The following is a 14,025-nucleotide window of genomic DNA, read 5'->3' as shown; positions in this document are numbered from 1 at the left end:
TACTGCATAGAACTGGACAGTCACAAAGGCTTTGCGGCATAGTCGCCGGGTTCTGCCTTGCCCACATCAATAACAAGGAACAGCCGATGGCGACCTTACTGGTTCTTCACGGACCCAACCTGAACCTGCTCGGCACCCGTGAACCGGGCGTCTACGGGGCAGTGACCCTCGATCAGATCAACCTTGACCTGGAACGACGGGCACGTGAAACCGGCCACCATCTGCTCTACCTGCAAAGCAATGCCGAGTATGAATTGATTGATCGCATCCATGCCGCCCGTGGCGAAGGCGTGGACTTTATCCTGATCAATCCCGCCGCTTTTACGCACACAAGCGTTGCATTACGTGACGCGCTGCTGGCGGTGAGCATCCCATTCATCGAAGTGCATTTATCGAACGTGCACAAACGCGAACCTTTCCGCCATCACTCCTACTTCTCCGACGTTGCGGTAGGAGTGATCTGCGGCCTTGGCGCCAGCGGTTACCGACTGGCCCTGGAGGCCGCCCTGGAACAGCTTGAAGAACAGGCCAAGCGCCCCTGACCGACCCTTGGGAGTTGATGATTCATGGATATCCGTAAAGTTAAGAAACTGATCGAACTGCTGGAAGAATCCGGTATCGACGAGCTGGAAATCAAGGAAGGCGAAGAGTCCGTACGGATCAGCCGCCACAGCAAGACCCCGGCCCAACAGTTCTACGCACCACAGATGCAAGCACCGGCACCGGCTGCTGCTCCGGCCGCCGCGCCTGCTGCCGCCGCCGCACCTGCCGCACCGGCAGCCCCTGCGCTGAACGGTTTCGTGGTCAAGTCGCCAATGGTCGGTACGTTCTACCGCACCCCGGCACCGACCTCGCCAGCCTTCGTTGAAGTAGGCAAGACCGTGAAAGTGGGCGACACCATCTGCATCGTTGAAGCGATGAAGATGATGAACCACATCACGGCCGAAAAAGCCGGCGTCATCGAATCCATCCTGGTAGAAAACGGTCAGCCGGTTGAGTACGACCAGCCGCTGTTCACCATCGTTTGAACCGCGGAGCGCCTTCGATGTTGAAACCTGCGAAGAAACTGCAAAAAGTCCTGATCGCCAACCGCGGCGAGATCGCGCTGCGTATCCTGCGCGCCTGTAAGGAAGAGGGCATCAAGACCGTCGCTGTTTACTCGACGGCCGATACCGAATTGATGCACGTGAAACTGGCGGACGAGAGCATCTGCATCGGCCCGCCACTGGCCACGAACTCGTACCTGAAAGTCTCGAACATCATCGCCGCCGCTGAAGTGACCGGCGCTGATGGCATCCACCCGGGCTACGGCTTCCTCGCGGAAAACGCCGATTTCGCCGAACAGGTGGAAAAATCCGGGTTTGCCTTCATCGGCCCGAAAGCCGAAACCATTCGCCTGATGGGCGACAAGGTCTCGGCCAAGGACGCCATGATCGCCGCCGGCGTGCCAACCGTTCCTGGCTCCGACGGCCCACTGCCTGAAGACGAGGAAACCGCACTGCGCATTGGTCGCGAAGTCGGCTACCCGGTGATCATCAAGGCCGCCGGTGGCGGTGGTGGTCGCGGCATGCGCGTGGTGCATAAGGAAGAAGAGCTGATCGAAGCGGCCAAGCAGACTCGCTCCGAAGCGGCTGCCTGGTTCGGCAACCCGATGGTCTACCTGGAGAAGTACCTGACCAACCCACGTCACGTGGAAGTGCAGGTACTGTCCGACGGCCAGGGCCACGCCATCCACCTGGGCGATCGCGATTGCTCGCTGCAACGTCGTCACCAGAAGGTGTTGGAAGAAGCCCCGGCACCGGGCCTGGATGAAAAAGCGCGTCAGGAAGTCCTGGCTCGCTGCGTCAAGGCGTGCATCGACATCAACTACCGTGGCGCCGGTACCTTTGAGTTCCTCTACGAGAACGGCCGTTTCTACTTCATCGAGATGAACACTCGCGTGCAGGTAGAGCATCCGGTGTCGGAGATGGTCACCGGTATCGACATCGTCAAGGAGATGCTCAGCATCGCCGCCGGCAACGTGCTGTCCTTCACCCAGGACGACGTGAAGATCCACGGTCACTCCCTGGAGTGCCGGATCAACGCCGAAGACCCGAAGACCTTTATCCCAAGCCCTGGCCTGGTCAAGCATTTCCACGCGCCCGGCGGCAACGGCGTACGTGTGGATTCGCACCTGTACAGCGGCTACAAGGTTCCGTCCAACTACGACTCGCTGATCGGCAAGCTGATCACCTGGGGCGCGACCCGCGACGAGGCCATGGCCCGTATGCGCAATGCCCTGGACGAAATCGTGGTCGACGGCATCAAGACCAACATCCCGCTGCACCGGGACCTGGTTCGTGATGAAGGCTTCTGCGAAGGTGGTGTGAACATTCACTACCTGGAACACAAGCTGGCCAACCAGTAAGTGTTCCACCCAACAAAGCCGCCTTCGGGCGGCTTTGTTGTTTCTGCACACCGCCCCTCCCACATTTGGTCCGCATTCACTCAGTAATGTCGTCTTATGCTGTTCGCTCGCGTAAACTTGCGCGCTTTCGCAGCCTACCCCGCTGCACACTCATTTTTATTCAAAGGTGCCCGCCATGCCTTGGCTGCAAGTCCGTCTCGCCATCAGCCCAGAACAAGCCGAAACCTACGAAGACGCTTTCCTCGAAGTGGGCGCCGTCTCGGTCACCTTCATGGACGCCGAAGACCAGCCGATCTTCGAACCCGAGCTGAATACCACCCCGCTGTGGTCCCACACCCATCTGCTGGCCCTGTTCGAAGACGGCACCGATGCCGCCGCCGTACTGGCCCATATGGAATTGCTCACCGGCAGCCCGTTGCCCGAGCATCACAGCGAAATCATCGAAGACCAGGACTGGGAACGCAGCTGGATGGACAACTTCCAGCCGATGCGCTTCGGCCAACGCCTGTGGATCGTGCCGAGCTGGCATGCCGCCCCGGAGCCGAACGCGGTCAACCTGCTGCTGGATCCGGGCCTCGCATTCGGTACTGGCACCCACCCCACCACCGCGCTGTGCCTGGAGTGGCTGGACGGCCAGGACCTGACGGACAGCCACGTGCTGGATTTCGGCTGCGGCTCGGGGATCCTGGCGATTGCCGCCCTGTTGCTGGGCGCCAAGGAAGCCGTGGGCACCGACATCGACGTGCAGGCCCTGGAAGCGTCCCGCGATAACGCCGGGCGCAACAACATTCCTGAAGGCAAATTCCCGCTCTACCTGCCGCAGGATTTGCCCCAGGTGCAGGCCGACGTGCTGGTCGCCAATATCCTCGCCGGCCCGCTGGTGTCCCTGGCGCCACAACTGTCGAGCCTGGTCAAGCCGGGCGGGCGCCTGGCGCTGTCGGGCATCCTCGCCGAGCAGGGCGAAGATGTCGCCGCCGCCTACGCCAAGGATTTCGAGCTGGATCCGATCGCTAACCGTGATGGCTGGGTACGCATCAGCGGGCGTCGGCGCTAGAATGAGCGCTTGCCTGAATCGGATGGCCGCATGACCGACAGTTTCGTCACCCAGTGCCCGCATTGCCAAACCCGCTTTCGCGTCAACCACGCCCAATTGAGCGTGGCTCGCGGCGTGGTTCGCTGCGGCTCGTGCCTGCAAGTCTTCAACGCTGCCCGCCAGCTGCTGGAGCAGCGCGCCCAGGCGCCTGCGCCGGAGCAACCGGCCACGATCGAGCCCGCGCGCGAAGCCGCGCCTGAGCCGCAGCGGGCAATCAGCCAGAAGCAGTGGAGCGCCGAAGAGCTGGACCTGGACAACCTGGATCTGGACAAGGAACTGGCCAAGCTGGAACGCCGCGAGATTCAGCACACGCTGCCCGTGGGCGCGGAACGCCGCCAGCCCGGTGCCGACCGTCGGCAGAAAGAAGACGCTCTCAGCGCCAGCCGCGAAACCGTCAAGGCCGAAGAAGAAAAATGGGCCGCCAGCCTGTTCAGCGAACCGCCTGGAGAACGCGCCAACGCTTCCGAAGACGAACCTGAACCGGCCAAAGCCCCTGCGACCAGGCAACGCACCGAGCCCTCCATGTCGTTGCACCTCGACGATGAGCCTGCGCTGCGCTCAACCCCGGAAGATGAACACTCCGACCCGCCGTTCACGCCCCTGACAGCGGCAGCGGATGAAGCGGAGCCCGAAGAGCGTGTGCAATCCCATCGCAAGCGCCCACGCCCCGAGGCCGGCGTCCATGACGACCTGCTCCAGGACCTGGAAGACGACCCTCTGCACCTGTACGCGCAAAAACGCCCGCAGGGCCTGGGCCGTCGCCTGATCTGGATACTGCTGGTACTGATCGCCGCCGCCGGCCTGGCTGCGCAGTACATTGCCTATCAGTTCGACGATCTGGCCCGCCAGGACGCTTACCGCCCGTGGTTCCAGCAACTGTGCCCCACACTGGGCTGCACGGTGCCGTCGCGGGTCGATATCGCCCATATCAAGAGCAGTAACCTGGTGGTACGCAGCCACCCGGAGTTCGCCGGGGCGCTGGTGGTGGATGCGATCATCTATAACCGCGCGACGTTCTCCCAGCCCTTTCCGCTGCTGGAACTGCGTTTCGCCGACCTCAACGGCAACCTGATTGCCAGTCGTCGCTTCAAGCCCGCCGAATACCTGAGCGGCGAGTTGGCCGGGGTGAGCGAAATGCCATCACAAACCCCGATCCATATCTCCCTGGATATCCTCGATCCGGGCAATAAAGCCGTGAATTACAGCCTGAGCTTCCACTCGCCCGAGTGAATCGGCCTACGCACCGTCGCTTGACGGTGGAGTATTGACTGGGCCCCGCCCATCCAAACCGGCGGCGATAAAGAAATAACTGTTCAGATTTTATCCAATTCAGCCTTTATCCAGTCATCGAGAGCGGGTATCATGCCAACCCTTTTTCGAACTCTAATGATCCGGCCCCACAACAGGGAAGTCCTATGTCGGCGGTACGCATCGGCCCATATACATTGCAGAATGGCTTGATTCTCGCCCCGATGGCGGGCGTCACCGACCAGCCCTTTCGTCAGCTGTGCAAGCGTTTGGGCGCGGGTCTAGTAGTCTCGGAAATGGTCACCAGCGACATGAGCTTGTGGAACACCCGCAAATCGCGGATGCGCATGATCCACGAAGGTGATCCCGAGCCCCGCTCGGTCCAGATCGCCGGGGGTGATGCGCAGATGCTGGCGGATGCGGCCCGGGCCAACGTGGCGTTGGGCGCACAGATCATCGATATCAACATGGGCTGCCCGGCCAAGAAGGTCTGCAACAAGGCCGCCGGTTCCGCGCTGTTGAAAGATGAGCAGTTGGTTGCCGAGATCCTGCAGGCCGTTGTTGCCGCAGTGGATGTGCCGGTGACCCTGAAGATTCGTACCGGTTGGGACCGGGACAACAAGAACGGCCTGACGGTGGCGAAGATCGCCGAACAGGCAGGCATTACAGCGCTGGCGGTGCATGGTCGCACCCGCGCCGACCTTTACACCGGTGAAGCCGAGTACGACACCATCGCCGCGATCAAGCAGGCGGTGTCGATGCCGGTATTTGCCAATGGCGACATCGACTCGGCCGAAAAAGCCCGGCGCGTGCTGCACGCCACCGGTGCCGATGGTGTGTTGATTGGCCGGGCCGCCCAGGGGCGGCCGTGGATTTTTCGTGAGGTCGAGCATTTCCTGCGTACGGGTGAAGTCCTGCCGGCGCCGGAACTGGTCGAGGTGGAACGTATTCTGCTAGAGCATCTGGCTGCACTTCACACCTTCTATGGAGAGGTGATGGGCGTGCGTATTGCTCGCAAGCATGTGGGTTGGTATCTCGCAACCCTGCCGGGCGCCAGGGAGTTTCGCGCCGGCTTCAATCGTTTGGATGAAACGCAAGCACAGGTCACCGCCGTTCGTGAGTTTTTTGCCGAACGAGACAAGAGCCTGAGAGCAGGGGACGGAGAATGGGTGGCCGCATGACGATGATGACCGAGACTTTAGTGAGTGGAACAACACCCGTGAGCGACAACGTCAATTTGAAACAGCACCTCAACACGCCGAGCGAAGAAGGCCAGACCCTTCGCGGGAGTGTCGAGAAGGCGCTGCATAATTATTTCGCCCACCTTGAGGGCGCTTCCGTCACGGACGTGTACAACCTGGTGCTCTCCGAAGTCGAGGCGCCCCTGCTCGAAAGCGTGATGAACTACGTCAAGGGCAACCAGACCAAAGCCAGTGAGCTGCTGGGCCTCAACCGTGGCACCTTGCGCAAAAAGCTCAAGCAATACGATTTGCTGTAAGCATTCAATCAAACCAGAAAGGCGCCCGCGTAAAACCGGTCGCCTTTTTTGCTGACTCCTTTGCTTTTGATGGAAATTGAAATGACCGACCAGACTACCCGCCTGCCGATCCGCCGCGCCTTGATCAGTGTCTCCGACAAGACCGGGATCCTCGAATTTGCCCGGGAGCTGGAAGCCCTGGGCGTGGAAATCCTCTCCACGGGCGGGACCTTCAAGCTGCTGCAGGACAACGGCGTGGCCGCAGTGGAAGTGGCGGACTACACCGGCTTCGCAGAAATGATGGACGGTCGCGTCAAGACCCTGCACCCGAAAATCCACGGCGGCATCCTCGGCCGTCGCGGCATCGACGACGCCATCATGGCCGAGCACGGCATCAAGCCGATCGACCTGGTGGCCGTCAACCTCTACCCGTTCGAAGCCACCATCAACAAGCCAGGCTGCGACCTGCCGACCGCCATCGAAAACATCGATATCGGCGGCCCGACCATGGTTCGCTCGGCGGCCAAGAACCATAAAGACGTGGCCATCGTGGTCAACGCCGGCGACTACGCCCACGTGCTGGAAAGCCTGAAAGCCGGCGGCCTGAGCTACGCCCAGCGTTTCGACCTGATGCTCAAGGCGTTCGAACACACCGCCGCCTATGACGGCATGATCGCCAACTACATGGGCACCGTGAACCAGGCCGCCGAAACCCTGAGCACAGAAGGCCGCAGCCAGTTCCCGCGCACCTTCAACAGCCAGTTCATCAAGGCCCAGGAAATGCGCTACGGCGAGAACCCGCACCAGAGCGCGGCGTTCTACGTGGAAGCCAAGCCTGCCGAAGTGGGCATCGCCACTGCGACCCAACTGCAAGGCAAAGAACTGTCCTACAACAACGTGGCCGACACCGACGCCGCGCTGGAATGCGTGAAGAGCTTCGTCAAGCCGGCCTGCGTGATCGTCAAGCACGCCAACCCGTGCGGCGTGGCCGTGAGCCCGGACGCTGAGGGCGGCATCCGCCAGGCGTACGAACTGGCCTACGCCACCGACACCGAATCGGCCTTCGGCGGCATCATCGCCTTCAACCGTGAACTGGATGCAGAGACGGCCAAGGCCATCGTCGAGCGTCAATTCGTCGAAGTGATCATCGCCCCTTCCGTGAGCGAAGAAGCCCGCGCCATCGTGGCCGCCAAAGCCAATGTGCGCCTGCTGGCCTGCGGCGAGTGGTCGGCTGAACGTGCCGCTGCCTGGGACTACAAGCGCGTCAACGGCGGCCTGCTGGTACAGAGCCGCGACATCGGCATGATCGGCAGCGCAGACCTCAAGGTAGTGACCAAGCGCGCCCCGACCGAGCAAGAGATCAACGACCTGATCTTCGCCTGGAAAGTGGCCAAGTACGTTAAATCCAACGCCATCGTCTACGCCAAGAACCGCCAGACCATCGGTGTCGGCGCTGGCCAGATGAGCCGCGTGAATTCGGCGCGTATCGCCGCGATCAAGGCCGAGCATGCCGGTTTGCAGGTGGCCGGCTCGGTGATGGCGTCGGATGCATTCTTCCCGTTCCGTGATGGCCTGGACAACGCCGCGAAAGCCGGCGTGACTGCCGTGATCCAACCGGGTGGCTCGATGCGTGATGCCGAGGTGATCGCCGCTGCTGATGAAGCCGGCATTGCCATGGTCTTCACCGGCATGCGCCACTTCCGTCACTGATCCAAATGTGGGAGGGGCTTTTTGTGGTGAGCGGGCTTGCCCCGCGCTGAGCTGCGCAGCAGCCCCACTGGATCTCCAGTGAACACAGCGGGGGGCAAGCCCCCTCACCACAAAAAGCCCCTCCCACATTTAAAAGCGCTCCAGCGGCGCCTACAGAATTTGAGGTTTTTGAAATGAATGTTTTGATCATTGGCAGCGGTGGCCGTGAACACGCCCTGGCCTGGAAAGTTGCCCAGGACCCACGGGTCCAGAAAGTCTTCGTCGCCCCCGGCAATGCCGGTACCGCCATCGAAGCCAAGTGCGAAAACGTCGCCATCGACGTACTGGCCCTTGAGCAACTGGCCGACTTCGCCGAGAAAAACGTCTCCCTGACCATCGTCGGTCCGGAAGTGCCATTGGTTGCCGGTGTCGTAGACCTGTTCCGCAGCCGCGGCCTGGATTGCTTCGGCCCAACCGCCGGCGCCGCCCAGCTGGAAGGCTCGAAAGCCTTCACCAAGGATTTCCTGGCGCGCCACAAGATCCCGACGGCCGACTACCAGAACTTCACCGAGATCGAGCCCGCCCTGGCCTACCTGCGTGAAAAAGGTGCGCCGATCGTGATCAAGGCCGACGGCCTGGCCGCCGGTAAAGGCGTGATCGTCGCCATGACCCTGCAGGAAGCCGAAGACGCCGTGCGTGACATGCTCGCCGGTAACGCCTTTGGTGACGCGGGTTCGCGCGTCGTCATCGAGGAATTCCTCGACGGCGAAGAAGCCAGCTTTATCGTGATGGTCGACGGCAAGAACGTGCTGCCGATGGCCACCAGCCAGGACCACAAACGCGTCGGCGACGCCGACACTGGCCCGAACACGGGCGGCATGGGTGCCTACTCCCCTGCCCCGGTGGTGACCGCCGACGTGCACCAGCGCGTGATGGACCTGGTGATCTGGCCGACCGTGCGCGGCATGGCCGATGAAGGCAATGTGTACACCGGCTTCCTCTACGCCGGACTGATGATCGACAAAGCCGGTAACCCGAAAGTCATCGAGTTCAACTGCCGCTTCGGCGACCCGGAAACCCAGCCGGTGATGCTGCGCCTGCAATCGAGCCTGGTGCTGCTGGTGGAAGCCGCGCTGGCCCAGGCCCTGGACAAGGTTGAAGCGCAGTGGGATCCACGTCCGAGCGTCGGCATTGTGCTGGCCGCCGGTGGCTACCCGGCCGACTACGCCAAGGGCGATGTGATTGAAGGCCTGGACGCGGCGGCCACCTTGGAAGGCAAGGTGTTCCATGCGGGCACCGCGCTCAAGGACGGCAAGGTCGTGACCGCCGGAGGCCGTGTGCTGTGCGCCACCGCCATGGGTGCCAGCGTCGACGCCGCACAGCAACAGGCGTACAAGCTGGCCGCAAAAATCGACTGGCAAGGCTGCTTCTACCGCACGGACATCGGCTACCGCGCCATTGCCCGTGAACGTGGCGAAAGCCAGTAACGCTAGCTATCCGTTCGGTTAGGCAAGGGCTTCTGGCCCTTGCCGTATACAGGCCTCCCCGCGCATAGTTAACCGTGCATCAACCTACGAAGGGATTTCGCCGTGCGCTGGCTCAGGATCGCCATAGGTTTTACTGTCAGTCTGCTGACGCTGCTCTGCCTGTTCCCGGCCCAGGCCGCCGCGCAAGGCAGTGGCTGGGCAGTATTGCTTGATGAACAGGCCGACCTGCAGCTGAGCGACATCCGTTCCTCGCGCTACACCAATCAATTCAGCCCCATCGAACTGGACCGCATTACCGCCGCGGAACCGGACGGTGCGTTGTGGGTACGTTTCAAGCTGCAACCCGGCAAGCACGAGCAGGTGCTGCGGGTATTCGCCCCGGACCTGGCGCACCTGAGCCTCTATGTGCTGGACGGCGACACCCTGATCGAGCAACAAAGCAGCGGTAACCGCCAGCCCCAGGCGGAACGCCCGCTGCCCAGCAACGACTTCATGCTGCCGATGCCCCAGAGCCAACAGACCCTCGACGTCTACCTGCGCCTGGTTTCCGAGCACGAACTGCGCCCCTATATCACCCTGGAACCGGCCGTGCTGGCCGCCGCCGACCAGACCCAGACATTGATCTACGGCCTGCTGTTCGGCTGCCTGCTGATGCTGATCCTGCACAACCTCACGCGCTTCGCTTACCACCGCTCGCGCAGCAGCCTGTGGCTGGCGGCCTGCGAACTGCTGCTGATGCTCAGCCTGGCGCTGCTGCTCAACCTGGTAGGCCCATGGCTGCCGAACTGGCACGCGGTCCAGACCCCGGGCGCCTACCTGGCCCTGCTGCTGACAGCGCCCTGCGGGCTGATGTTTGCCTATCGCTTCTTCATGCCCCTGGGTCCGCACCCGCTGAACAAGCTGTTGATGGCCGACATCCTGTTTATCGTGCTGTGCGGCCTGCTACTGTTGTTCGTCAGTACCCTGCCGCTGAACATCATCACCTACGCGCTGGTGGCCCTGGCGGGCCTGAGCATGCTGTTTGTCTCGGCGTATCACTGGCAGAAAGGCTATCGCCCGGCGCGCTTGTTCGTGGCGGGCATGGTGGTGTTCAACATCGGCACGCTGATCATTCTCCCGGCGTTGCTGGGGCTGACGATGGTGTCGCCCCAGGGGTTGATCGTCACATTGCTGGCCTTCATCTGCCTGAGCGGCCTGTTGATGAGCCTGGCCCTGGGCGAGCGCCAGCGCGCGATTGTCGAGGCCCGCTTCAGCCTCAGCCGCGACCTGGCCGCCAGCAATGCCGAGATCGCCGCCAAGGCCGAATTCCTGGCCAAGATCAGCCACGAAATCCGCACCCCCATGAACGGCGTGCTGGGCATGACCGAACTGCTGCTGGGCACGCCACTGTCGGTGAAACAGCGTGACTACGTGCAAACCATCCACAGCGCCGGTAACGAGCTGCTGACATTGATCAACGAGATCCTCGACATCTCCAAGCTCGAATCCGGGCAGATCGAGCTGGATGACGTGCAATTCGACCTCAATGCGCTGATCGAAGACTGCCTGAGCATCTTCCGCGCCAAGGCCGAGCAGCAGAACGTCGAGTTGATCAGCTTCATCCAGCCACAGGTGCCCCGCGTCATCAGCGGCGATCCGACCCGCCTGCGCCAGGCGCTGTTGAGCCTGCTGGAAAACGCCCTGCACAAAACCGACGAAGGCGAAGTGCTGATCGTCGTCGCCCTGGATGACCGCAGCACCAAGCCGCGCCTGCGCATTGCCGTGCAGGACAGCGGCCTGCCAATGGAAGCCGCTGAACGCGAGGCCCTGCTGCACAGCGAACTGCACAGCAAGAACTTCCTCTCGGCCACCCGCTTGAGCGGCCACCTGGGCCTGGTGATCGCGCGCCAGCTGATCCTGTTGATGAACGGTGAGTTCGGCATCAAGAGCGGCAGCCATCAGGGCAGCACGTTATGGCTGACCCTGCCGCTGGACCCGGAACGCCTGGAACACCCCACCTCCGACCTCGACGGCCCGCTCAAAGGCGCGCGCGTGCTGGTGGTGGACGACAACGATACGTGCCGCAAAGTGTTGGTGCAGCAATGCTCGGCCTGGGGCCTGAATGTCAGCGCCGTGCCGTCGGGTAAAGAGGCCTTGGCCTTGCTGCGCACCAAGGCGCACCTGCGCGATTACTTCGATGTGGTGCTGCTGGACCAGAACATGCCCGGCATGACCGGCATGCAACTGGCGGCGAAGATCAAGGAAGACCCGAGCCTGAATCACGACATCCTGCTGATCATGCTCACCGGCATCAGCAATGCGCCGAGCAAGATCATCGCGCGTAACTGCGGGATCAAGCGCATCCTCGCCAAGCCGGTTGCCGGTTACACCCTCAAGACCACCCTGGCCGACGAGTTGACCCAACGCAGCAAAGGTGGCGTGCAGCCCCGTCCGCCCCTCAGCGTCCCGGCGGCGGTGACCGTGCCCAGCGACTTCAGGATCCTGGTGGCCGAAGACAACAGCATCTCCACCAAAGTGATTCGCGGCATGCTCGGCAAGCTCAACCTCGACCCGGATACCGCCAGCAACGGTGAGGAAGCCCTCGAGGCGATGAAGGCCCAGCGTTATGACCTGGTGTTGATGGACTGTGAGATGCCGGTTCTCGATGGTTTCTCGGCTACCCAGCAACTGCGGGCGTGGGAAGTCAGCCACCAGCGCATTCGCACACCCGTGGTAGCGCTCACGGCGCATATCCTCTCGGAGCACAAAGAACGCGCACGCCAGGCGGGGATGGACGGGCACATGGCCAAGCCGGTGGAGTTATCACAATTGCGTGAGCTGGTGGAGTTCTGGGTGGCGCAGCGTCAACAACGGCCTGAACACGCCCCGTCCTGACTTTAAATGCAATTCCAATGTGGGTGGGGGCTTGCTTCAGTCAAGAGCGAACACTGTAACTGACTGGCATTAGGGCGAGCCCCCTCCCACATTTGATCTCTGGCGCCTGATAGACTCTCCACACTTTCCCCGCCTGCGAGCCCCCCCATGCTCCACGTGTTATTCAGCGTTTACCTGAAGATGCTGGTGCTCTACAGCCCGTTCTTCGTGCTGTCCTGCTTTATCAGCCTGACCCGTGGTTATTCGAGCAAAGAGCGGCGGCGCCTGGCCTGGAAAGTAGCGCTGGCGACCCTGGTGTCGAGCGTGTTGCTCTACCTGTTCGGCCGGGTGATCTTCAGCGTGTTCGGCATCACCGTGGATGCCTTTCGCATCGGCGCCGGCAGTGTGCTGTTTATCTCCGCCCTGGGCATGGCCCAGGGCAAGTCGGCCGTGCAGACCGACAATGTGCAGCAGGACGTGACCATCGTGCCGCTGACCATTCCCCTCACGGTCGGCCCCGGCACCATCGGTGCGCTGTTGGTCATGGGCGTCAGCCAACCGCACTGGGATGACAAGATCACGGCCATCCTCAGCATCGCCCTGGCCAGCCTCACGGTCGGTGTGGTGCTGTACCTGTCCAACCGTATCGAACGGATTCTCGGTGACCAGGGCCTGCAGATTGTCAGTCGGTTGATGGGATTGTTCGTGTGTGCCCTCGCCGCGCAAATCATCTTTACCGGGGTGCGCGGCTACCTGGTGCCTTAGATCCGGTATTTGGCAATCGCCGACTGCACCTTGTCGCCCGCGCTCTCGCGCATCAGTTGGAGGGTTTTTTCGTTGACCATCGAGGTATTCAGCACCAGGCAGGTCTGCCCGCTGAAGGCCTCGAACGAGGAACTGTCCCACTCCAGAAACGGCAGCCCAACCTGTTTGTTCACGCCTTGGGTACTGTACGTCACCAGCACCATCATCAATTCGCCGTCGGTTTCGGCGCAGGATGCCAGGCCGAAATCACCGCCCTGGTGCACCGTACTGTTGCGCTTGAACAGTTCGAAAGAACTCGGTTGCTGCTTCAGTGCCTCCAGCGCATCGGCCGCCAGTTTCGGCAGCGCCGTAACCAGCGGTCCCGAAACCGACACCCCCGCCAGTATCGCGGTGATGATATTCAACGCCGCCAGTTGCACGGTCAGGCCCTTGCCCGACTGTGAGACCCGCTCGAAACTGCTGCGCACCGGTAGCCAGCCCAGGCTGATCATCACCTTGATAAATTCGTCGTACCAGGCCTCGGTACCTCGCTGGATTTTCAATACATCGCTGACGTAGCCGCTGGCCAGCAGATAGCTTTTGCGGATGTATTCCCGGTTCAACCCGGACAGCCCCTCGGCAAACGAAATCACGCTGTTGTTGACTACCGCCGCGTTGCAGTCGTCCTCCGTGTCGAGCGGCAATGAGGGCTGCGCACCTCGCGCCCTCGGCAATGTGTAGCGCGCAATCAACTTGCGCCGTTTTGTGTTGTTGATCCTTCTGTGATGTCGCTCCATTTCAGTTCTCCACAAACACCCCGGCTCGGGGCTTGTGTCCACACTAGTCCAGTCAGCGGCGGCTCTTCCATGCCACAAACATCGCTTGCCGGCACGCGGCAAAAAACGCTGCCCAGCAATGACAGGGCGCCCCTCGGGGCCTTCCGGCTTTCGTCACTCAAAAAAGAAAAAGCCCCGAGCAACAGCAGGTGATCACCCATTGTCATTCGGAGCTTTCGTGCAGCCACCCA

General features: G+C 61.8%; 12 protein-coding genes. 11 read left to right on the top strand and 1 reads right to left on the bottom strand.

What is annotated here, in order from left to right:
• The first annotated feature begins 86 nt into the window (after positions 1-86).
• The 11 genes from aroQ to BFP99_RS09700 all read left to right on the top strand — a co-directional run bounded on the left by aroQ (position 87) and on the right by BFP99_RS09700 (position 13,019).
• Positions 87-542: a type II 3-dehydroquinate dehydratase gene (gene aroQ / locus BFP99_RS09750; protein ID WP_065947165.1), complete on the top strand. Its 456-nt coding sequence runs from the start codon at positions 87-89 to the stop codon at positions 540-542.
• A 24-nt stretch (positions 543-566) separates the two neighbouring features.
• The gene (accB, locus tag BFP99_RS09745; RefSeq protein WP_027607997.1) at positions 567-1,028 is read left to right on the top strand and encodes an acetyl-CoA carboxylase biotin carboxyl carrier protein; all 462 of its coding nucleotides are present in this window, start codon (positions 567-569) and stop codon (positions 1,026-1,028) included.
• Positions 1,029-1,045: 17 nt separating this feature from the next.
• Positions 1,046-2,407 carry an acetyl-CoA carboxylase biotin carboxylase subunit gene (gene accC / locus BFP99_RS09740; protein WP_027607998.1) on the top strand — a complete coding sequence of 454 codons (1,362 nt, stop codon included), beginning with the start codon at positions 1,046-1,048 and terminating at the stop codon, positions 2,405-2,407.
• Between the two features lie 175 nt (positions 2,408-2,582).
• Positions 2,583-3,461, top strand: a complete 879-nt coding sequence (gene prmA, locus BFP99_RS09735; RefSeq protein ID WP_027607758.1) for a 50S ribosomal protein L11 methyltransferase — start codon at positions 2,583-2,585, stop codon at positions 3,459-3,461.
• A 30-nt stretch (positions 3,462-3,491) separates the two neighbouring features.
• A complete protein-coding gene (locus BFP99_RS09730) occupies positions 3,492-4,730 on the top strand; it encodes a DUF3426 domain-containing protein (RefSeq protein WP_065947164.1) in 1,239 nt (412 codons plus the stop codon).
• Positions 4,731-4,915: 185 nt separating this feature from the next.
• The gene (gene dusB / locus BFP99_RS09725; RefSeq protein WP_065925562.1) at positions 4,916-5,929 is read left to right on the top strand and encodes a tRNA dihydrouridine synthase DusB; all 1,014 of its coding nucleotides are present in this window, start codon (positions 4,916-4,918) and stop codon (positions 5,927-5,929) included.
• Positions 5,926-6,246, top strand: a complete 321-nt coding sequence (fis, locus tag BFP99_RS09720; RefSeq protein ID WP_002555375.1) for a DNA-binding transcriptional regulator Fis — start codon at positions 5,926-5,928, stop codon at positions 6,244-6,246. The genes dusB and fis overlap by 4 nt, the downstream gene beginning before the upstream one ends.
• Before the next feature lie 81 nt (positions 6,247-6,327).
• Positions 6,328-7,935 (top strand): bifunctional phosphoribosylaminoimidazolecarboxamide formyltransferase/IMP cyclohydrolase, encoded by a 1,608-nt coding sequence (gene purH, locus BFP99_RS09715; RefSeq protein ID WP_065947163.1) that lies wholly within the window; start codon positions 6,328-6,330, stop codon positions 7,933-7,935.
• Between the two features lie 173 nt (positions 7,936-8,108).
• Positions 8,109-9,401, top strand: coding sequence for a phosphoribosylamine--glycine ligase (gene purD / locus BFP99_RS09710; protein ID WP_065925564.1), 1,293 nt, complete (start codon positions 8,109-8,111; stop codon positions 9,399-9,401).
• A 102-nt stretch (positions 9,402-9,503) separates the two neighbouring features.
• Positions 9,504-12,275, top strand: coding sequence for a hybrid sensor histidine kinase/response regulator (locus tag BFP99_RS09705; RefSeq protein ID WP_027607753.1), 2,772 nt, complete (start codon positions 9,504-9,506; stop codon positions 12,273-12,275).
• 147 nt (positions 12,276-12,422) lie between these two features.
• A complete protein-coding gene (locus tag BFP99_RS09700; protein ID WP_003217330.1) occupies positions 12,423-13,019 on the top strand; it encodes a MarC family protein in 597 nt (198 codons plus the stop codon).
• Here the strand turns inward: BFP99_RS09700 and BFP99_RS09695 are convergent.
• Positions 13,016-13,795 (bottom strand): hypothetical protein, encoded by a 780-nt coding sequence (locus BFP99_RS09695; protein ID WP_065925566.1) that lies wholly within the window; start codon positions 13,793-13,795, stop codon positions 13,016-13,018. The two genes, BFP99_RS09700 and BFP99_RS09695, sit on opposite strands and share 4 nt — an antisense overlap.
• Between the last annotated feature and the right edge of the window lie 230 nt (positions 13,796-14,025).

The sequence above is a fragment of the Pseudomonas sp. 1 R 17 genome, assembly GCF_900067035.1.
Lineage (GTDB): Bacteria > Pseudomonadota > Gammaproteobacteria > Pseudomonadales > Pseudomonadaceae > Aquipseudomonas > Aquipseudomonas marginalis.
This window is presented reverse-complemented; position numbering and strand designations above follow the sequence as displayed.

What these genes read in the sequence shown, in the direction of transcription:
- aroQ (WP_065947165.1), top strand. Translation starts at nt 87, where the DNA reads ATGGCGACCTTACTGGTTCTTCACGGACCCAACCTGAACCTGCTCGGC.
- accB (WP_027607997.1), top strand. Translation starts at nt 567, where the DNA reads ATGGATATCCGTAAAGTTAAGAAACTGATCGAACTGCTGGAAGAATCC.
- accC (WP_027607998.1), top strand. Translation starts at nt 1,046, where the DNA reads ATGTTGAAACCTGCGAAGAAACTGCAAAAAGTCCTGATCGCCAACCGC.
- prmA (WP_027607758.1), top strand. Translation starts at nt 2,583, where the DNA reads ATGCCTTGGCTGCAAGTCCGTCTCGCCATCAGCCCAGAACAAGCCGAA.
- BFP99_RS09730 (WP_065947164.1), top strand. Translation starts at nt 3,492, where the DNA reads ATGACCGACAGTTTCGTCACCCAGTGCCCGCATTGCCAAACCCGCTTT.
- dusB (WP_065925562.1), top strand. Translation starts at nt 4,916, where the DNA reads ATGTCGGCGGTACGCATCGGCCCATATACATTGCAGAATGGCTTGATT.
- fis (WP_002555375.1), top strand. Translation starts at nt 5,926, where the DNA reads ATGACGATGATGACCGAGACTTTAGTGAGTGGAACAACACCCGTGAGC.
- purH (WP_065947163.1), top strand. Translation starts at nt 6,328, where the DNA reads ATGACCGACCAGACTACCCGCCTGCCGATCCGCCGCGCCTTGATCAGT.
- purD (WP_065925564.1), top strand. Translation starts at nt 8,109, where the DNA reads ATGAATGTTTTGATCATTGGCAGCGGTGGCCGTGAACACGCCCTGGCC.
- BFP99_RS09700 (WP_003217330.1), top strand. Translation starts at nt 12,423, where the DNA reads ATGCTCCACGTGTTATTCAGCGTTTACCTGAAGATGCTGGTGCTCTAC.
- BFP99_RS09695 (WP_065925566.1), bottom strand. Translation starts at nt 13,795, where the DNA reads ATGGAGCGACATCACAGAAGGATCAACAACACAAAACGGCGCAAGTTG.